A 20,265-nucleotide genomic window follows, 5' to 3' on the forward strand; every position below is an offset into this window, starting at 1 on the left:
AATGAATAAGATGATATTTATCCCCTCTCGTTTGTGGCTCATGGCTGCACTTTTTAGTTTATTACTTTCGGGTTGCTCTATGGGGCCGCACCGTCCTGCTCCCGTATCTAGTGTTAATAATACGAGTACTTCCTCTTATGGGGGCGCTGAACGTGGTAGCTATCGAGGCAGTTATTATCGAGTTGAAAAGGGAGATACACTGTATTTTATCTCTTATGTTACCAATAAAGATGTCAAAGAATTGATTGCCTATAATGAACTTCAAGCACCATATGTGATTCACCCAGGACAAAAAATAAAATTATGGGGCCCTAAGTATGTCGCTCCGGCTTATGGTGATGATGGGCATTTAGTTAGTAAAAAGAACACCTCCCCAACAACCACTGCAATAGCGGTTGCCGTAGTTCCTGTTGCTAATAATAAACCAGTCAGTAGTTCGACGCCAGTAAGTACAAGTAACAATAAAATATCACCTGTTCAAAAAGAAAGCACAAAAAAGGTTGAAAATCCGAAACCTAAGGAGTATGTTAATTCTAACAAATCGATAACATCTTCCAAGCCAAAGCCGGTTGCGAAACCTGCACCAAAACCGACTCCTAAACCACAGCCGGTAGAAAAAAAATCGGAAAAGGTTGATTCTTGGTTATGGCCAACAAAAGGAAGAGTTATAGCTAAGTTTTCAACAGGAGACCAAGGTAATAAAGGGATCGACATTGCAGGTCAACGAGGCCAAGACGTCATCTCAACCGCAAAAGGAACGGTGGTTTATGCGGGTAATGCACTAAGAGGTTATGGCAATTTAATTATAATTAAACATAACGATGATTACTTAAGTGCTTATGCTCATAACGAATCTCTTTTTGTTAAAGAAGGTCAAAATATCGCTGCGGGACAAAAAATCGCATCAATGGGTAGCTCAAGTACGAGCAGTGTTCGTTTGCATTTTGAGATCCGCTTTAGAGGGAAATCGGTAAATCCACAACGGTATTTACCGTAACAAGGATGACATAGCTGAGTTGTAATGTCTTGCTGGCTCGCCATGGGGAGGCGCTATGAGTAAAAGCAATGCAGTAACTAAAGAAGTTGAAGAGTTCGATTTAGAGACGATTAATGACAATGAGGTTGTTATTGAGGATGAATCGGAACGCCTTGAGGTAAGCAGTTCGCAAAAAGTAATGGATGCAACGCAACTATACTTAGGTGAAATTGGCTTTTCTCCACTACTAACAGCAGAAGAAGAAGTTTATTTTAGTCGCTTAGCCTTAAAAGGAGACGAAGCAGCACGAGCTCGAATGATTGAAAGTAATCTTCGATTAGTGGTTAAAATTGCCCGTCGATATAACCACCGTGGCTTGGCATTATTAGACTTAGTTGAAGAAGGTAATCTTGGGCTAATTCGTGCGGTTGAAAAGTTTGACCCAGAAAGAGGTTTCCGCTTTTCTACTTATGCGACATGGTGGATCCGTCAAACGATTGAGCGTGCGATTATGAATCAAACGCGAACTATCCGCTTGCCTATTCATGTCGTTAAAGAGTTGAATGTCTACTTGCGTGCAGCACGTGAGTTGTCACAAAAACTTGATCATGAACCGACACCTGAAGAAATTGCAGAAAAGCTCGATAAACCAGTGAGTGACGTCAGCCGTATGTTACGCCTTAATGAGCGAGTTACGTCTGTTGATTCCATGGTTGGTGGTGAATCGGATAAAGCGCTTCTGGATATTATTCCTGATACTAAACATTGTGATCCAGAGTCTGAAACCCAAAAAGACAACATAAATGCTTCTCTTGTTGGTTGGCTTGGTCAACTCAATCCAAAGCAGAAAGAAGTTGTCGCTCGACGCTTTGGTCTACTTGGCTATGAAACGGCAACGTTAGAGCAGGTCGGTAAAGAGATAGGATTGACGCGTGAGCGAGTAAGACAGATCCAAGTAGAAGGTTTGCGTCGATTAAGAGAAATTATGACGCAACAAGGTTTAAATATGGAAACGCTATTTGCGGTTGAAGAATATTAACCACGATTAATATCAGCATAGATTGATATACATAATTAAATAATAAGAAAGCCACAGCACATTATGTTCTGTGGTTTTTTATTTTTGGTTTAGTTAATTTTGATAATACGCTTTATTACCTATATCAAAATGAAGTGGCATTCGCCATTTTTTTATTGATAGGAAAAGAAAAATAATTCCGCAGAGAGCAAAGCAAATTATTGGAATAATCCAGACCTCAAGTGCAAACATGAAGGTCGAGATACATAAGAGAATAGGAACCATTTTTAATCCTGCCACTCTAAAGCAGAATGATTCTTTAAGTGCAATGCCTGAAAAAACAACAAACATAAAGCCTAAAGGTATCCAAAGGAGTTGAGAGTCATCAAGTTGAGTGAGTAATATCAGTCCAATCCATGCTGACCAAGTGATGATCATTCGTACCTTTTTATCATAAACATGTAAATTAGCCGCACTCATTGCACAAGATAAGGGAAGCAAAGCTAGCGAAAGTGTTTTAATTGGCAAGTTGATTAATATGAGTGAGATATCATCAGCAATAGCAAGGCTACTTAACAGCAATGCTAAGGAAAATAATGTTATCCCTGAGCGATAAGTCACGACGCTGATTTTATCGAGGAGATCAAGTGTTTCAATGTGTTCTGTATTTGCCATTTTGAGGCCTTATAGTAGGGAGCTCTTTATATTAACTCTAGCATGCTTGGCTTGATGAACTTATGTGATATTCGTAGTTAATGCGTTTTTTTGTTATTTTTGTAACTAGTTGTTTTTGTGATTTGTGTGTATTTGCTATAAATATTTTTCATGTAAGTAAAATTTGTGATTTAACTCACATATTTCGTGATTTTAAATCTGCTCTATGTATACTCCTACCCCCAATACAAGCCGTCACATGGAACAGTGAATGACCCCAAGGACTTGGACCAGCTACTGTTAAACAGCTTGTAAGGGTAATCAATGAACATACTTATTTCTATCATCACTTCCTCTTGGTGTAGTCACTCTTCACCGATCTCGTCATCTACGATGGCAACCCCTTTTGTTTCTTCTTTTTATTCTAAAATTTCATAGGCGTAATTATGACTATTTTATTTAGCCTATTAGGCATGTGTGCACTTATCTTTTGTGCATGGGTATTTTCTGAGAAACGTTCAGCAATTAATTGGAAGACCGTATCTAGAGCCTTTTTATTACAACTATCTTTTGCTGCTCTGGTGTTGTATTTTCCATGGGGGCAGGCCGCATTGGCAGGATTAAGTAATGGCGTCGCTAGCCTACTTGGTTTTGCTGATGAAGGTATTGCTTTCTTATTTGGTGATTTAGCTTCCAGTGGTTTCATTTTTGCAATTCGTGTTCTTCCTATTATTATCTTTTTCAGTGCTCTTATCTCCGCGTTATATTATTTAGGCATCATGCAAAAAGTCATCGCAATTCTTGGTGGTGCAATTCAAAAGTTCCTCGGTACAAGTAAAGTAGAATCTCTCGTTGCAACTGGTAACATCTTCCTTTCTCAAGGTGAATCTCCCCTTCTTATTCGTCCATTCCTAGCTCAAATGACACGTTCTGAACTGTTTGCTGTAATGGCGGGTGGTATGGCATCAGTTGCAGGTAGTGTGCTTGGCGGTTATGCAGGTTTAGGGGTAGAGCTTAAATACCTAATCGCAGCAAGCTTCATGGCAGCACCTGGTAGCTTATTAATGGCGAAAATCTTAGTTCCTGAGCAATCAACACCAGTTGACCAACATGAACTAACCATTGATAAAAGCGAACAAAGTAATGTGGTGGATGCGTTAGCAAGTGGCGCAATGAACGGCATGAAAGTCGCGGTTGCTGTAGGTACTATGCTGATTGCGTTTGTAAGTGTTATCGCAATGGTAAACAGTGGCCTAGAAATGGTAGGTGAATGGTTTGGCTTTGCAGGCATTACATTACAAACGGTATTTGGTTATTTATTTGCCCCAGTAGCTTGGATCATCGGTGTACCAAAAGCTGAAATGGTAATGGCAGGTTCTTATATTGGTCAAAAAGTCGTATTGAATGAGTTCGTGGCTTTCATTGATTTTGTTCAGCATAAAGACCAATTATCTGCTTATACTCAAGTTATCATCACGTTTGCATTATGTGGTTTTGCGAATATTGGCTCTATTGCGATTCAATTAGGATCTATTGGCGTGATGGCTCCTGAGCGTCGTGCTGAAGTTGCGAACATGGGCTTTAAAGCGGTACTGGCTGGTACTTTAGCAAACTTAATGAGTGCATGTTTAGCAGGTCTATTCTTTAGCTTATCGATGTAATTGTCTTAAGCTAAAACAAAGCCCATGCAGTATGAGAATACGCATGGGCTTTTTTATTTTTTAAATGACTATTTTAATTAACCAATTACTATTTGGCCTAATACATAGCCAAGCATACAGGCAGAAACTACCCCTATTAAACCGACTGACATAAATGAGTGGTTAAAGTAGTACTTACCAATTTTGGTTGTGCCTGAGCTATCAAAGTTCACTGTTGCAATGTCTGATGGGTAGTTCGGAATGAAGAAATAACCATATACCGCAGGCATTAAACCAATCACCAAGGCAGGCTCTAGCCCTAGAGCTAAACCAACAGGTAACATCATACGAGCAGTTGCAGCTTGTGAGTTTACTACAACAGATACAATGAATAATGCTAAAGCAAACGTCCAAGGATGAAGCGTAACCATATCTACAATCCCCGCTCTAAACTGAGGCATAGCGTATTGGAAATACGTATCAGACATCCATGCGATACCAAAGATAGCGATTGCCGCAACCATACCTGATTTAAATACCACACCATTAGGCACATCACGCGGATCGGTTTTCGTTGCTAATAGAATGACACCACCAAACGCCAGCATCATCATTTGGATAACAACAGACATTTTTATTGGCACACCGCCTTCAGTGATAGTTCTCACTTCTGGCCACATTGCGATAACAACGATAGAAATAATTGCACTTAAAAAGATAAGTACCGCGTTACGTGCTGTTGTTGGTAGTTTCTCATCTAAAGAAGTAGAGGTTGTATTTAAGATTTTTTCACGCCAAACAGGATCTTTTAAACGAGCTTGGTATTCTTCATCATCTTCTAATTCTTTACCACGGCGTAAGCTGTAAAGCGCTAACATTAATGTACCGAATAGCGTTGCAGGTACGGTTACCATTAAGATAGACATTAAAGTAATAGAAGCGTCAATATCCACTAGTTGTGCTAGATAATACACAACCGCAGCAGAAAGAGGTGAGGCAGTAATAGCGATTTGAGATGCGACAGAAGCCGCTGCCATTGGGCGCTCAGGACGAATGCCATTCTTTAATGCCACATCACCAATGATAGGCATAATAGAATACACAGCATGACCAGTACCTAGTAAAAATGTCATTGCATACGTAACAAAAGGGGCAATGATCGTGACGCGTTTAGGGTTCTTTCTTAAGATCCGCTCAGCCACTTGTAACATGTATTTCAACCCACCCGCCGCTTCTAATATAGAGGCGCAAGTAACAACGGCTAAAATGATCAACATGACGGTGACTGGTGGAGAGGTTGGTGGCATTTTGAAGATAAAGACCTCAATCACCAAACCAATCCCTGAAACAACCCCTAAACCTATTCCGCCAAAGCGAGAACCGATATAGAGTACGAGTAATAAAAAGAGAAATTCAAAATACAACATAGATCCACCTACATAAATTTTATTAATAATTAAAATTAACTACAGGCATTAATACCTTATATTTCATAGGGTTTTATTGAGCGAGTTCTCATTTGAATTGTTGTTGATTTTATAAATAGAGGCTTAATTGATCTGAATTAAATGAAGGAGTTGTTTCCATTTTAAAAGAAAAAAATGGGCTCTAGTTATCAGATAACAAAGACTGTTTTGTGCTTGTATTAGGCATTAACCGCGCATTAATGCCTGAAGATAAATTAATCTCGTGTAAAGTTCTGCTCTGAAAAGTGCTCAAGGTCGTACGGTGTTTGTTGGTAAACACAGTAATTTAGCCAGTTAGAAAACAGCAAATGTCCGTGACTGCGCCACGTTGCCTTAGGGGAAAGTTCTGGATTGTCATCAGGATAATAATTGAGTGGGATGGTTGGTTCCATGCCTTCACCAAGATCACGAACGTACTCATTATGCAGAGTAAAAGAGTCGTATTCAGGGTGACCTGTAACAAACACATTTCGTTTATCTTTAGTTGCTGCTAAGTAGACCCCAGCTTGTTCAGACGTTGCTAGAATGTCTAAATCAGTATGTTCGTTTAAGTATTTAGCTGAAAAATCAGCGTAACGCGAGTGAGGAGCTAAAAACTGATCATCGAAACCACGTAAAATAGGATGGTGTTGATCGAGGTTATCATGCTTATATACACCAGATAATTTCTCTTTACGTGTACGTTTTGGTAAATCATAAAGCAGTTTTAAGCCAGCCTGTGCAGCCCAGCAAACATAGAGACTTGAAGTCACATGATCTTTTGCCCATGTCATAATGGTTTGTAAGTGATCCCAATAAATCACATCTTCAAATTGCACTAAACCTAATGGTGCGCCAGTGATGATCAGTCCATCAAAGTTACGATTTTTAATACCTTCAAATTGACGATAAAAAGTATCTAAATGCTCGGTTGGTGTATTTTTGCTAGTGCGATTATCAATGCGTAATAGCTCTACATCTACTTGTAGTGGGCTATTAGAGAGTAAGCGTAAAAATTGAGTTTCCGTTTCAATCTTCTTTGGCATCAAATTTAAAATGATCACCTTCAAAGGACGAATGGCTTGCGTGGTGGCACGAGATTCTTGCATGATAAAGATATTCTCTTCACGCAATATTTCAGCAGCAGGGAGTTGATCTGGTATTTTTATCGGCACAACTTATCCTTAAGTTATTTTTCATCTATAGCATTCTATACGTCTATACCCCTAAACTACCTTATTATGAATAGTGTGTCGATAGTAGAAAGGGATCCTATATGCCCTTTCGATATTTATTCACTTTATTATTTTATAACAATTAAGCTTTTGCAAAAAGGTAGCTGCGATAGCCGCCAATAAGGTTACGAGCTTTAAAACCATTATTCACCAATTGACGATAAGCGACATTGCCACGTAAACCAACCTGACAATAAATAATGATCTCTTTGTCTTTTGGGAGCTCACCCATTCGTTGACGAAGTTGATCTACAGGGATATTAATCGCGCCTTCAATAAAACCTACATTTTGAAGTTCAGCAGGATTACGTACATCAAGTAAGATTTGGTTTTCATTTAGATTATCCACCTCATCAAAATGAATCGCTTTTGTATCGCCTTTAATAAGATTATTCGCTACAAAAGCTGCTTGGTTTATGACATCTTTCGCACTACCAAATGGTGGGGCATAAGTGAGCTCTAAATGCTCAAGTTGATCTACTGTCATTCCTGCTCGTTGAGCCACAGCCATCACATCAATTCGTTTATCTATGCCGTCTTTACCGACAGCTTGAGCCCCTAAGATCTTTCTTGTTTCAGGAGAAAATAACAATTTGAATGAAACAATCTCGGCACCAGGGTAGTAACTTGCATGGCTTGCAGTATGAACAAATACTTTTTCATAGTTGATGCCTTCACGTTTCAGTGCTTTCTCATTTTTACCTGTCGAGGCCACTGCTAAATCGAATACTTTACAAATCGCAGTACCTTGAGTTCCTTGGTAGCTTTCATTACGCCCAAGCATATTATCTGCCGCCATACGACCTTGACGGTTCGCAGGGCCAGCAAGTGGCACTAGAGTTTGGTTACCAGTAACGAAATCTTTTTCTTCAATAGCATCGCCAACCGCATAAATAAATGGATCGCTTGTTTGTAGTTGAGCATTGGTATAAATGCCGCCCAACTCTCCAAGTTGTAAGCCTGCTTCACTCGCTAATTTTGTTTCTGGTTTTACACCAATAGCCATAATTAATAGGTTGGTATCTAATGTTTCTCCCGTACTTAAAGAAAGTGTTAAGCCTTCTTTCGTTTCTGTCACACTTTGAAGTGCAGAACCTAATCGAAGATCTATACCTTTATCTTTGATTTCTTTATGAACAAAGCCAGCCATTTCACGATCAACCGGAGTCATAACTTGATCTGCTAGTTCTAATAGCGTTGTTTTAATACCTAGTTGATGGAAAGCTTCCATCATTTCTAATCCAATAAAACCGCCACCAACCACCGTTGCGTGTTGTGGTTTATTTTCTCTAATTGAGGCGATAATGCGATCCATGTCTGGCACATTACGCAAAGAGAAAGTTAGTGAGTTTTTAATGCCTGGAATAGGAGGAACAATAGGACCAGCTCCTGGGCTTAATAGAAGAAAATCGTAACTCTCTTGATATTCACTGTCATCAAGAAGACTTTTAATAGTAATCGTTTTTTCACTGCGGTTGATGCTTATCACTTCATTCATTACTCGAACATCGACATTAAATCGAGCAAGGAAACTATCAGGAGTTTGTAGTAGTAAATTATCGCGATCTTTGATGTCACCACCAATGTGATATGGCAACCCACAGTTAGCAAAAGAAACAAAAGGCCCACGCTCTAGCATGATAATTTGTGCATTTTCACTTAAACGACGTGCTCTTGCAGCGGCAGATGCGCCACCAGCAACGCCACCAATAATTACAATCTTAGTCATTCCGATTTACCCCATAATGAAAAATCAGAGCTATTTACGCTCAATTGTTTTTTACTATAGTTACTTAAATTAGCCTTGTCTAATATTTGTTTTGTTAAATTTGCAATAGCTAAATAAGCATTGACTAATATATGAATCATACGTATTCTTACTGATATGTTTAAAAAACAAACTAATGGGTAAGAATGATGACGATTCCATGGAGCTCTTTATTTGGCGGTATGTTGCTAGGTGTATCTGCAACGTTACTGCTTTTACTTAACGGTAAAATTGCGGGTATTAGTGGTGTACTTACAGGGTTAATGACACTGAAAAAACGCGATTATGCATGGCGATGGTTATTTGTTATTGGCATGGTAAGTGGTGGTTTAGTTGGGGTTTATTTTTTAGGTGCGGAAGTGCCAAAAGAATATCAAACTTCAATCAGTATGCTTATTATAGCAGGGCTCTTGGTAGGCATTGGCACTCGTTTAGGTAATGGTTGTACAAGTGGTCACGGGATTTGTGGGATTGGTCGACTTTCTGTTCGCTCAATGACAGCAACGGGGATCTTTATGTTTGTTGCTGCGGTAACCGTGTTTGTTCGATTGCATGTACTTTACTAAGGGATGGTTATGAATAATGTATTATTTCGTTTAGTTGCGCTTGTCTCTGGCCTTCTATTTGGTTTAGGTATGGCAATATCTGGCATGGCTGATCCTGCAAAGGTGATTGGCTTTTTAGATGTTGCTGGTCACTGGGACCCAAGCTTAATGTTTGTAATGGGTGGGGCGTTATTGGTGTTCATGCCTGCGTACTTCTTATTGATTAAATCAAAAGCAAAACCACTCAATGCTGAAGAGTTTTGTTTATCTACAAGCAAAAAAATTGATGCGAAATTACTATCAGGTGCAGCCATCTTTGGTCTAGGTTGGGGGATTGCTGGAGTTTGTCCTGGGCCTGCGGTATCGAGTTTAGGCCTTGGAAATGGGGATGTTGTTATATTCATTTTTGCCATGATGTTAGGGTTAGGAAGTACTCACTTTATTCTTAATCGAAATACATAACACCGAACCGTCCTCAAGGAGGAGCTAATCTCAGCATTAGCTCCTTTGCATTTATTTAAGTACGGATAACCTATTATTTACTCATAGAAATAGCGTTCTTCTTCTTTATCACTGCTGTATTCGACTAATTCCCATTCAAAGTGTGCTTTATCATAAAAATATAAGCGTCTGCCATGCTTCTCTCGCATGATCTCTCCATTCTGCTCATACCCTAAAGATAGTAATTTCTGCTGTATTTTATCTAAATCTTCAACGATTAAGCCAATATGGTTAATCCCTATATTTTGATACGGAGAGCGCGTGTCTTTTGAACTACTCATCTCTTGTGGTTCTTGCAGTGCAAAATAACAATTCGCATTTCCTATGTGAGCCCAACGATGAGCACCATCAGGCGTTTTATCTGCCTTGATACGAAAATCAGGCGCTGCGTTTAAAAGAAAAGCGGTAGCGGCATCAATATTAGGTACAGTGATATTAGCGTGTTCAAATTGTGTCATGGATGACTCCTTGTCATTGGCCTATCTTGTTAATGTCCGTTCACTTTAAAACCTCAACTTAACATTAGGTCAACCGTTTATTTTTTGTTTTCTTTTTAAGGCATGTTGAGATCAATTTCCCATAGTTGGTGGATATATTAATAATTTTTTAGATTTTATTTATCCTTATTATTTTTAATGATTTAAAAATGACAGGTTGAGGTATCTTGATCTATTTATATTCTATTTACATGGTGTTCATATTGGACGAATTATATTCATACTAATAACAGCTCTGTTAATGTAGTAGATAAAAAAGTGACAATGAATTATTCAAAACTCAGCTCGAGATGATGATTATTTATCTCTATTAAAAACATTAACTTATGATTTATTAATGGTTTTTTTTAATGCGTGTTTTTGCTTGAATTCTAAGATTGCATTTTTGAAAGTGAAATCCCATATAAAAGAGAGTAATGGTTATCTATAATCCATTTTTCATTTTATATAGACGTAAATATCACGCTAAAGATTATTATTTTTGAGGCGTTTATTTCACTCGTTTTATATTAATATTTAATCAAATATGAGTATCTTATGGTCGGGATCTGTTTTCAAATTAATGACTGGACACTAGTTATTGAAGAAAATAAGTTGTATCGCCAAGATAGGGAAGTCTCAGTCGAACCTCGTTTAGTCAACTTATTACAGTTTTTAGCCCAGCATTCCGGGGAAGTATTTTGTCGTGATGAACTGATTAAGCACGTCTGGGATGGTGCATTTGTCACTGACCAAGTCGTAACGCAATCAGTATTTGAGCTACGAAAAATATTACGTGATGGTCGATTAGACAATACTCGCTATTTAGTCACTGTGCCTAAACGAGGGTATAAACTGGTTGCTGAAACTCATCAGGTTCGTCTTGAAGATACCCCATATTGGAAGCCGTGTGATGGTGCAAAATTACCGTTAGAGAACGTAGTGTCATCAGATGGTGATTCGCAAGACATACATCAACACCAAGAAACAGAATCGCAGAGTGTATTGCCTTTTCCCGCTGCGCCACTGACTCGTTCTGTAACGGCAATTTCAGATCACGTAAATAGTGAAAAGAAAAAACAAGGTGAAAGCTTTAATAGCTTACATCGTTGGAAGCTACTCGCGTTTGATGGTTTTTTAATTCTTGTATTAATAGCCGTTATCTTTTCTGTGACCTATCAACAAACATCAACACATATTACCAAAGCTATTGATACTGATTTAATTGAATTTACCTTTCATACTAGTCGAAATGATAACAATGAAACGGAGTCTCTCGCTGATGGAATAAGCCAAAAATTAATGGCTGATTTAGCAAGCATTGGTGACTATCGCGTTCAATTAAACAAAACGACTTTTACCACTGGGATATTGCCTGGGAAAGCGGTGAATGTTCGTGTTGAGGAGCAGCAAAATAAAACGTATTTGGATGTAGAGTATCGCAGCAATACTTCAAATCGAGTCCTGTTTAGCCGTCAATATTTAATGACCAATGCAAATCTTGAGCATGTATTACGTCAGTCTTCTTTAGATTTAATGAGCGCGCTTAGTGTCACAATAACAGAAGCCGAGATGGATAGATTGATGCTTGGTTTACCGAAAGAGCGCGGTTTACTTGAAATGCTTATTCGAGCGAATCATTTTATTAATCAGTCTGATCCCGCAGAGTTTGAACAAGGGATTGCTTTATTAGAGAAAATTTCGTTAGCGGAGCCAAATAATGATTATGTACTTTCAGAGTTATACATTGCTTATAATGCTTTCTCTGCGTTAAATCCTGAATTGGATCTCGATGATAATACCACTAAGATCGAAAAGTTAAGTCAGGACCTAGCATTACGTTATTCGACGTTAAATGAAGAGGTGTTGCCTTCTCGTATCTATGAAGCGCTAGCAATGATAGCAATTAAGCAAGATAACAAAGAGGTTGCAGCTGAATATTTAACCTTGGCATTTAAGCATAGAGAGTCCGCATTCTCATACATACTAGAAGGGAAGTTAGCAGAGTTGAATGGGAATTTAGATAAAGCAGGAGATGCATACAGCAGAGCTTTCTTTATGGATACGTCTCTTGAAACTTATATGTTAAGTGAAAATCTTGCGTTCTATAGTGACTTAGAGACCGTCGCTTATTTTATGTATCGAGCGGTTAATCCAAGTGAAGTTCGTTTACTTGGATGATTGGTATAAATAAGAAAAGCCCGTCTAACTTATGTTCGGCGGGCTTTTTGTTTTTATGAAAGTAGGTTATCTAAAGTAGATTATGCTTTCTTTTTCTTTGGATGCCATGCACCGTCTAGGTCATCAAGTTCAGGGAACTTAGTTCTATCAAACTCAGGCGTTTTACCTGCTTTAAGTTGAACTTCGTAATCCTTGATAACGTTGATTGCTAGTTTAGACAGTAGAACTAAAGCAACAATGTTGATTAGCGCCATCATACCCATAGAAGCATCAGCTAGGTTCCATACTACAGGCAGAGAAGCTACTGAGCCGAACATAACCATTGCTAGCACACACAGACGGAAGCCAAATAAGCCCTTCTTAGAGTTACCGTTCAAGAACATTACGTTTGTTTCAGCATAGCTGTAGTTTGCAATGATAGAAGTGAAACAGAACAGAAGAATAGCTAGTGCCATAAAGTAGCTTGTCCAGCCGCCTAACTCGTTAGTTAGTGCTTGCTGAAGAAGGCTGATACCCGTAGCAGCATCTGGCTGATCCATTACGCCAGAAAGCATAATCATCGCAGCAGAAGCAGTACAGATAACCAACGTATCAACAAAAACACCTAGCATTTGCACAAAACCTTGTGATGCAGGGTGGTTAGGGTTTGGTGTTGCACTTGCTGCGATGTTAGCAGCAGAACCCATACCCGCTTCGTTTGAGAATAGACCACGAGCGATACCAGATTGCATTGCTTGAGCGATAGTGTATGCAACACCACCTGCCGCCGCTTCTTGCCAGCCGAATGCACTCTTAACGATAAGCGTTAATACTGCAGGAACTTCAGTAATGTTCATCACTACAATAATTAGTGCAATCGCAAGGTAACCAATTGCCATTACAGGAACGATTTTCGATGATGCGCTAGCAACACGACGTAAACCACCCATGATAAAGAAGCCAGAAACCGCAACAATTACCACACCCATGATAGTTTTATCAAAACCAAATGAGTGATTCAGAGCATCAGTAATTGTGTTTGCTTGAACCGCGTTGAACACTAAACCAAAAGCGATGATTAAGAAGATAGAGAAAAGTGTTCCCATCCAGCGTTGACCAAGGCCTTTTTCCATGTAGTAAGCAGGGCCGCCGCGGTATTGACCGTCAACGTCTTTAACTTTGTATACTTGAGCCAGTGTCGATTCAATGAATGCTGTCGCCATACCAAATAGAGCGATAACCCACATCCAGAAGATAGCACCAGGGCCACCAACGGTTAAAGCGACTGCCACACCTGCCATGTTACCCGTTCCCACGCGAGCTGCCATAGAGGTGCAAAATACTTGATAAGAGCTGATTCCGCTGTCGATCTCTTGACCGCTGCGTAAGATTTTAACTGAGTGACCAAGCTGGCGTAGTTGAATAAAGCCAAGACGTACCGTGAAGTAGATGCCGACACCAACAAGAAGATAAACGAGGACTTGTCCCCAAAGAAGGCCATTGATAGTGCCAATGACAGACATTAACGCCTCGTTCATTGACTCAATTAGCGTTGAATCTGTGTTTGTCATGAAATTTCCTTATTATTAATCGTTAATTTATTTTTCCTAAACAATGGATAACGAAATGCCAATCTTTAAGAAATATAAGTAACTTTGTTATAAAGTTGTATAAAATATCGTTTGCTAAGGATTTGCGGCGATTAATATAGTTCAGTCGACTTTAGCTAGTCAATCATAATGAAACAATATGTCGTACTTTTTTTACGTGTGGCGATAAATATTTACAATTTTTTCATTGAAATTTTCTCACTCAATTAACCATGAAAAAAATCTGGTCTTTAGTTGGTTGGTATTTTTATAACGAAGAGATAAAGGTCATAAATAAACCCTTATTCTTATCAATATTAGAGGTTTATATTTTTTGTTTTTTTTAATTAAATCTAAAGTTGAAATTTTAACTTGTTGAAAATAATCGTAATTTAATTTTTGGCATCTTCGCTTATCAGTGTTCTTCTTTATTTTTTTATCATTATTTTATTGATAATTTTATCCTTATTTTTTTTCGATTCATTGGGCGTAATCTTCATCTCAACATTCGAGCGGGATGTTGTGTATTTACCCCAACAGAGTTTGCATGCTCCGTCTAAATAACACCTCGCCCTCTTAAATAAAATTTCGCATCACGGGCTAAATAATAGAGCCCATTCGATAATCCCTGGAGATGTTATGGAATCGAATACAAAAAAAATTGGCTTAATTGCCTGTACGGGTGTTGTTGCCGGCAACATGATGGGGAGTGGTATTGCACTATTACCTTCTTCATTAGCGGCAGTTGGCTCAGTATCCATCTTTAGTTGGATTATCTGTTTAGTGGGTGCATTAAGTTTGGCGTTTGTTTTTGCCCGCTTAGCAACGAAAAACCCTCAAGAAGGTGGCCCAATTGCTTATGCAGGTGAAGTCTCTCCTGTATTTGGTTTCCAAACCGGTGTCCTTTACTACCACGCAAACTGGATTGGTAACTTAGCCATCGCGATTACTGGCGTTTCTTACCTATCTGTTTTCTTCCCTGCTTTGAATGACCCTATCCCTGCGGCTGCCGCGACGATTGCATCAGTATGGTTATTTACCTTAGTTAACTTACTAGGTGGTAGCTGGGTAAGTCGTCTTTGTACTTTAGGTTTAGGTCTTATCCTTATTCCTGTTGTGGGGACTGGTCTTGTGGGTTGGACTCACTTTGATCCTGCTTTATATAACCAAAACTGGAATGTATCTTCAGGCACAAGTAGCCACGCTATTATCAGTGCTGTGCTTATCTGTTTATGGTCTTTTGTTGGTGTTGAATCAGCAGCGGTATCGTCTGGTATGGTAAAAAATCCAAAACGCACCGTTCCTCTAGCAACAATGTTAGGTACAGCGATTGCGGGTGTGATTTATATCCTATCAACTCAAGTAATCAGTGGCATGTTCCCAGCAGCAGAAGTGGCAGCATCAGGTGCGCCATTTGCTCTAGCAACCACTGAGATTTTCGGTAGTTGGTCAGCCCCATTTGTTGCTGCATTTACTGCCCTAGCATGTTTCACATCACTGGGTTCTTGGATGATGTTGGTTGGTGAAGCCGGTAAACGTGCGGCTCACGATGGTAATTTCCCTAAAATCTACGGTGAAGTTGATAAAAACGGTGTTGCGAAAAAAGGTCTTGTACTTGCCTCGCTAAAAATGACAGCACTAATGGTTGTATTGACCGTGTTCAGTTCTCAATCTGCACATACTGCTGACTTATTTAACCAGTTAACGACTGATGCCGTACTACTAACAATGCTTCCTTACTTCTATTCAAGCATTAACTTAATTCGATTCGAAGGTATGACAACACGCAGTGGCTTTACCATGTTCTTCTCTGGTATCGCTTGTGTGTTCTGCATGATTGCTCTTGCTGGTGCAGAAGGCGCGACATTGACTGCAACCTTCATCGTGTCACTTGTTATCTTAATGTTCTACGCAAAGAAAATGGGCTTAAAACAAGCAGAGCAACACATTAGCACTGAAGCTACTGCCCATGAATATCACTCGATAGCGTAACGACATAACGCTACCAACTTAATAAATTTACCCTCTGGCGCTCCACTACCTCACCATCAAAAAGATGGGGAGCGCCTTGTTTCGTCTTGGAGATATAAAATGAATATTTTTGCTATCCTAAACCACTCAGGTGTTTTCTTTAAAGAAGAGCCAGTTCGCGAATTGCATGCTTCTTTAGAAAAAGCAGGCTATAAAGTGGTTTACCCAGTAGATGCACAAGATCTATATAAAATGATTGAAATGAACCCACGCATTTGTGGTGTGTTATTTGACTGGGATAAATACTCACTAGACCTATGTACTGAAATTAATACCTTGAATGAAAAATTGCCGCTATATGCATTTGCTAACCAACATTCAACATTAGATATTTCATTAACTGATTTACGTCTAAATCTACATTTCTTCGAATATGCCCTAGATATGGCTGACGACATCGCTCTGAAAATTAATCAAGCGACTGAAGAATACAAAGACCAAATAATGCCTCCTTTTACTAAGGCATTATTCAAATACGTAGAAGAGGGTAAATATACCTTCTGTACTCCAGGTCATATGGGCGGTACGGCTTTCCAAAAAAGTCCAGCTGGTAGTATCTTTTATGATTTCTATGGTCCAAACGCATTTAAAGCAGACGTATCAATCTCAATGCCTGAACTGGGTTCATTACTTGATCACTCAGGTCCTCATAAAGAAGCTGAAGAGTACATCGCTCGTACCTTTAATGCAGACAGCTCTTACATCGTAACTAACGGTACTTCTACATCAAACAAAATTGTAGGTATGTACTCAGCTCCTGCAGGTAGTACAGTACTTGTTGACCGTAACTGTCACAAATCTCTAACTCACATGATGATGATGAGTGATGTAACGCCTATCTATTTCCGCCCAACGCGTAATGCTTACGGTATTTTAGGTGGCATTCCACAAAGTGAATTCACTCGTGAAGTGATTGAGCAAAAAGTAGCAGCAACACCAAACGCAACCATGCCGGGTTATGCAGTTATTACTAACTCAACTTACGATGGTCTGCTATATAACACTCAATACATCAAAGAAACGCTAGATACTAAATACATTCACTTCGACAGTGCTTGGGTTCCTTACACTAACTTCAATAAAATTTATGAAGGTAAGTGCGGTATGAGTGGCGAAGCAATGCCGGGTAAAGTGTTCTATGAAACACAATCAACTCATAAATTATTGGCGGCGTTCTCTCAAGCATCAATGATCCATGTAAAAGGTGAGTTTGATAAAGAGTCATTTAACGAAGCATTCATGATGCACACATCAACATCACCTCAATACGGTATTGTTGCATCAACTGAAACAGCTGCGGCAATGATGCGTGGTAATACAGGTAAGAAACTGATCCAAGACTCAATTGATCGTGCGATTCGTTTCCGTAAAGAGATCAAACGTCTACAAGGCGAAAGTGACAGCTGGTTCTTTGATGTATGGCAACCAGAAAACATCGATACAACGGAATGTTGGAAACTGGATCCTAAAGATACATGGCACGGTTTCAAAGACATCGATGATGATCACATGTACCTTGATCCAATCAAAGTAACGCTATTAACTCCAGGAATGAACGAAAATAGCGAAATGAGCGAGACAGGTATTCCTGCATCAATCGTTGCTAAATACTTAGATGAACACGGTATCGTAGTAGAGAAAACAGGTCCATATAACCTATTGTTCCTATTCTCTATCGGTATTGATAAATCAAAAGCAATGCAATTACTACGTGCATTAACTGACTTTAAACGTGGCTTTGATCTAAACTTAACAGTGAAAAACTTCCTTCCTTCACTGTACAACGAAGATCCAAGTTTCTACGAAGGCATGCGAGTTCAAGAGCTGGCACAAGGTATTCATGACTTAACTCGTCAATACCGTTTACCAGAGCTAATGTTCAAAGCGTTTGACGTATTACCTGAGCTTAAAGTAACCCCACACGCAGCATGGCAAGAAGAGCTACGCGGTAATGTGGAGGAAGTGAAACTGGAAGAAATGGTTAATCGTGTAAGTGCCAATATGATCCTTCCTTACCCACCAGGGGTTCCACTAGTACTTCCAGGTGAAATGGTAACGGCTGAGTCTCGTCCAGTACTTGATTTCTTAGAAATGCTATGTGCTATCGGCGCACATTACCCTGGCTTTGAAACGGATATTCACGGTGTATATGCTCAAAAAGATGGCAGTTACACAGTGAAAGTTCTAAAAGAAGATTAAGCCCTAGGGTTTTGAAGGAATATCGTTTATTTTAGGGCACGGAAGCCCTTACTCTATTTAAAATTATGGTGATGTTATGAAACGTATTCTTTCCATTCAGTCTCATGTGGTATTTGGTTGTGCAGGCAACAGTGCTGCGGTTTTTCCAATGCGAAGAATGGGAATGGAAGTATGGCCTATTAATACGGTACAGTTTTCAAATCACACACAATATCAACAAGGTTGGAAAGGCATTGCCATGCCTGCTGGCCACATTTCAGAATTGGTTGATGGTCTATCAGCGATTGAAGCAACTCATGTTTGTGATGCGGTGTTAAGTGGTTACTTAGGATCAGCAGCGCAAGGTCAAGAGATCATCACAGCGGTTCAGAAAATAAAACAAGACAATCCAAATGCAATTTACTTCTGTGATCCAGTGATGGGACATCCTGAGAAAGGCTGCATTGTTGCACCAGAAGTGACCACTTTTTTTAAAGAGTCCGCACTTGCATCAGCAGATATTATTGCGCCTAACTTATTAGAGTTAGAAAGTTTAACCGGTATGACGATCAACACCTTAGAGCAAGTGATTGATGCGAATAATCAACTGCTTGAGCAGGGCGTTAAGATGGTGGTAGTAAAACACTTAAGTCGTGCGGGTATTAAAAAAGATCGCTTTGAAATGCTATTAACCACCAAAGAAGGTAGCTACCACGTTTCTCGTCCTTTATATGACTTTGATGCAAAGCGTCAGCCAGTAGGGGCAGGGGATTTAATCAGTGGTGTAATGCTTGCTAACTTAATGGCGGGATATTCTCCAATTGATGCGTTTGAACGTACTAATGCTGCGGTTGATTCGGTAATGCAAGAAACCTTCAATCGTGGAGCGTATGAACTGCAACTTATCGCATCACAAGAGCATTTCAATACACCAGAGATCACAGTGAAAGCAGAAAAGGTCGCTTAATTAATTCGATATAAAAATCACAAATAAAATAGAAAAGCCCATGGTGAGCAATATGCGTATCATGGGCTTTTTGTTTATTTTTAGCTATTTAATTACACCACAAACTAAACGAGCTCCACCGCCACCTAGTGCTGCTGGATGATCTGAGTGGTTATCTCCACCAGCATGAATCATGATTGAGCGACCTTTAAGATCACTCAGTTTAATTCTAGGTGCAATTACTGGTTGATTTGCCATACCATGGTGGTCAACGTATAGGGCTGGTAGATCTCCTAAATGATTATTACTGGTCCATGGAAAACCATGTTTTCCTGTATTTTCAGGATCATAGTGCCCACCAGCGGCACCGCCTAAGATTTTTTTGTTATTTATTGTTGCACTCTCACAAGATGAGTTGGTATGTATATGAAAACCATGTAAACCTGAAGGCAAGTTAGATAGTTCAGGTGTAAAAACAGTACCATACTCAGTACTGGTTATTGTGATAGTTCCAGCGGGTGTGTTGCTATTTAATTCAGTCATATCTACAACAGCTGAATGCGCTATTGAGCTGCTAGACAAAAAGCAAAAGACAGCAAAAAAAGTATGCTTTGTCATTTTATTTCCTTTTTAGTTATTAAATAGGTCGGATTGACCATATATTTTTGCGAATTCCTTGAGTGTTAAGCCTGTGTTATTTTTTATATCTTTAGAGCAATTTACAGCATATAGGCGCTTTACTATAGAAAGTTCACCTTTGATTACCGCACCCATAATGGCTGTATTTCCTCGTTTATCTTGTATACAGGCATTTGCGCCTTTTTCTAAGAGTAATTCGATTGATGAAGCATGTCCGTAATACGCTGCGGTCATTAGAGCGGTATAACTTTGATTATTTATTTGATCGACTGGAAATCCAGCAGTTAAGAATTTATCTAATACTTCATTATTGCCAACTCTTGCAGCAGCGAAATATAGTTCGATAAGCGTTTGGTAATCGTCTTTTGTTTGTTCTTTTTCTAAGGCTAGGCTAGGTATAGGTAGTAATAAAAAAAACAGATAAAAAGAAGTAATTAGTCGCTTCATATGATTACCCTTTATGT

17 protein-coding genes are annotated in these 20,265 nt (G+C 39.2%); 9 read left to right on the forward strand and 8 right to left on the reverse strand.

Going from position 1 to position 20,265, the window contains the following annotated elements; all coding sequences use genetic code 11:
- Position 1 precedes the first annotated feature (1 nt).
- Positions 2-997, forward strand: a complete 996-nt coding sequence (locus PVK71_RS00290; protein ID WP_443111698.1) for a peptidoglycan DD-metalloendopeptidase family protein — start codon at positions 2-4, stop codon at positions 995-997.
- A gap of 55 nt (positions 998-1,052) precedes the next feature.
- On the forward strand, positions 1,053-2,015 hold the full coding sequence (gene rpoS, locus PVK71_RS00295; protein ID WP_130047771.1) for an RNA polymerase sigma factor RpoS: 963 nt from the start codon (positions 1,053-1,055) through the stop codon (positions 2,013-2,015).
- 93 nt (positions 2,016-2,108) lie between these two features.
- Here rpoS and PVK71_RS00300 read toward each other — a convergent pair whose 3' ends face one another.
- The gene (locus PVK71_RS00300) at positions 2,109-2,669 is read right to left on the reverse strand and encodes a DUF2301 domain-containing membrane protein (RefSeq protein WP_274417506.1); all 561 of its coding nucleotides are present in this window, start codon (positions 2,667-2,669) and stop codon (positions 2,109-2,111) included.
- 425 nt (positions 2,670-3,094) lie between these two features.
- Here PVK71_RS00300 and PVK71_RS00305 point away from each other — a divergent pair, with 425 nt between their 5' ends.
- Entirely contained in the window at positions 3,095-4,309 is a 1,215-nt protein-coding gene (locus PVK71_RS00305) for a NupC/NupG family nucleoside CNT transporter (protein ID WP_274417505.1), read from the forward strand.
- Between the two features lie 77 nt (positions 4,310-4,386).
- On the opposite strand, the gene PVK71_RS00310 is transcribed toward PVK71_RS00305, so the two are convergent.
- The 3 genes from PVK71_RS00310 to PVK71_RS00320 all read right to left on the reverse strand — a co-directional run bounded on the left by PVK71_RS00310 (position 4,387) and on the right by PVK71_RS00320 (position 8,697).
- Positions 4,387-5,715 (reverse strand): anaerobic C4-dicarboxylate transporter, encoded by a 1,329-nt coding sequence (locus PVK71_RS00310; RefSeq protein ID WP_274417504.1) that lies wholly within the window; start codon positions 5,713-5,715, stop codon positions 4,387-4,389.
- 254 nt (positions 5,716-5,969) lie between these two features.
- The gene (metA, locus tag PVK71_RS00315; RefSeq protein WP_274417502.1) at positions 5,970-6,908 is read right to left on the reverse strand and encodes a homoserine O-acetyltransferase MetA; all 939 of its coding nucleotides are present in this window, start codon (positions 6,906-6,908) and stop codon (positions 5,970-5,972) included.
- A 142-nt stretch (positions 6,909-7,050) separates the two neighbouring features.
- Positions 7,051-8,697: an FAD-dependent oxidoreductase gene (locus PVK71_RS00320; protein ID WP_274417500.1), complete on the reverse strand. Its 1,647-nt coding sequence runs from the start codon at positions 8,695-8,697 to the stop codon at positions 7,051-7,053.
- Positions 8,698-8,885: 188 nt separating this feature from the next.
- On the opposite strand from PVK71_RS00320, the gene PVK71_RS00325 reads away from it, so the two are divergent.
- Together PVK71_RS00325 and PVK71_RS00330 are read left to right on the forward strand one after the other, a co-directional pair.
- A complete protein-coding gene (locus PVK71_RS00325) occupies positions 8,886-9,302 on the forward strand; it encodes a YeeE/YedE family protein (RefSeq protein WP_274417566.1) in 417 nt (138 codons plus the stop codon).
- A gap of 9 nt (positions 9,303-9,311) precedes the next feature.
- Positions 9,312-9,743 (forward strand): YeeE/YedE family protein, encoded by a 432-nt coding sequence (locus PVK71_RS00330; RefSeq protein ID WP_274417499.1) that lies wholly within the window; start codon positions 9,312-9,314, stop codon positions 9,741-9,743.
- A 77-nt stretch (positions 9,744-9,820) separates the two neighbouring features.
- On the opposite strand, the gene PVK71_RS00335 is transcribed toward PVK71_RS00330, so the two are convergent.
- Entirely contained in the window at positions 9,821-10,240 is a 420-nt protein-coding gene (locus PVK71_RS00335) for a VOC family protein (RefSeq protein WP_274417498.1), read from the reverse strand.
- 576 nt (positions 10,241-10,816) lie between these two features.
- On the opposite strand from PVK71_RS00335, the gene cadC reads away from it, so the two are divergent.
- Complete coding sequence (gene cadC / locus PVK71_RS00340) at positions 10,817-12,439, forward strand: lysine decarboxylation/transport transcriptional activator CadC (RefSeq protein ID WP_274417497.1); 1,623 nt, start codon at positions 10,817-10,819, stop codon at positions 12,437-12,439.
- Positions 12,440-12,519: 80 nt separating this feature from the next.
- Here cadC and PVK71_RS00345 read toward each other — a convergent pair whose 3' ends face one another.
- Positions 12,520-13,989, reverse strand: coding sequence for an alanine/glycine:cation symporter family protein (locus tag PVK71_RS00345; protein WP_274417495.1), 1,470 nt, complete (start codon positions 13,987-13,989; stop codon positions 12,520-12,522).
- Between the two features lie 657 nt (positions 13,990-14,646).
- On the opposite strand from PVK71_RS00345, the gene cadB reads away from it, so the two are divergent.
- From cadB to pdxY, 3 genes are all read left to right on the forward strand, one after another.
- Positions 14,647-15,999 (forward strand): cadaverine/lysine antiporter, encoded by a 1,353-nt coding sequence (gene cadB / locus PVK71_RS00350; RefSeq protein WP_274417493.1) that lies wholly within the window; start codon positions 14,647-14,649, stop codon positions 15,997-15,999.
- A gap of 99 nt (positions 16,000-16,098) precedes the next feature.
- Complete coding sequence (locus PVK71_RS00355) at positions 16,099-18,237, forward strand: lysine decarboxylase CadA (RefSeq protein ID WP_274417492.1); 2,139 nt, start codon at positions 16,099-16,101, stop codon at positions 18,235-18,237.
- Between the two features lie 76 nt (positions 18,238-18,313).
- Positions 18,314-19,183: a pyridoxal kinase PdxY gene (pdxY, locus tag PVK71_RS00360; RefSeq protein ID WP_274417490.1), complete on the forward strand. Its 870-nt coding sequence runs from the start codon at positions 18,314-18,316 to the stop codon at positions 19,181-19,183.
- Positions 19,184-19,267: 84 nt separating this feature from the next.
- Here the strand turns inward: pdxY and PVK71_RS00365 are convergent, their stop codons facing one another.
- Both PVK71_RS00365 and PVK71_RS00370 read right to left on the reverse strand, forming a co-directional pair.
- Positions 19,268-19,780: a superoxide dismutase family protein gene (locus PVK71_RS00365; RefSeq protein WP_274417489.1), complete on the reverse strand. Its 513-nt coding sequence runs from the start codon at positions 19,778-19,780 to the stop codon at positions 19,268-19,270.
- Positions 19,781-19,792: 12 nt separating this feature from the next.
- Positions 19,793-20,248: an ankyrin repeat domain-containing protein gene (locus PVK71_RS00370; protein WP_274417488.1), complete on the reverse strand. Its 456-nt coding sequence runs from the start codon at positions 20,246-20,248 to the stop codon at positions 19,793-19,795.
- Positions 20,249-20,265: the final 17 nt, after the last annotated feature.

Origin of the sequence: Aliivibrio sp. S4MY1 (assembly GCF_028765545.1) — a bacterium.
Lineage (GTDB): Bacteria > Pseudomonadota > Gammaproteobacteria > Enterobacterales > Vibrionaceae > Aliivibrio.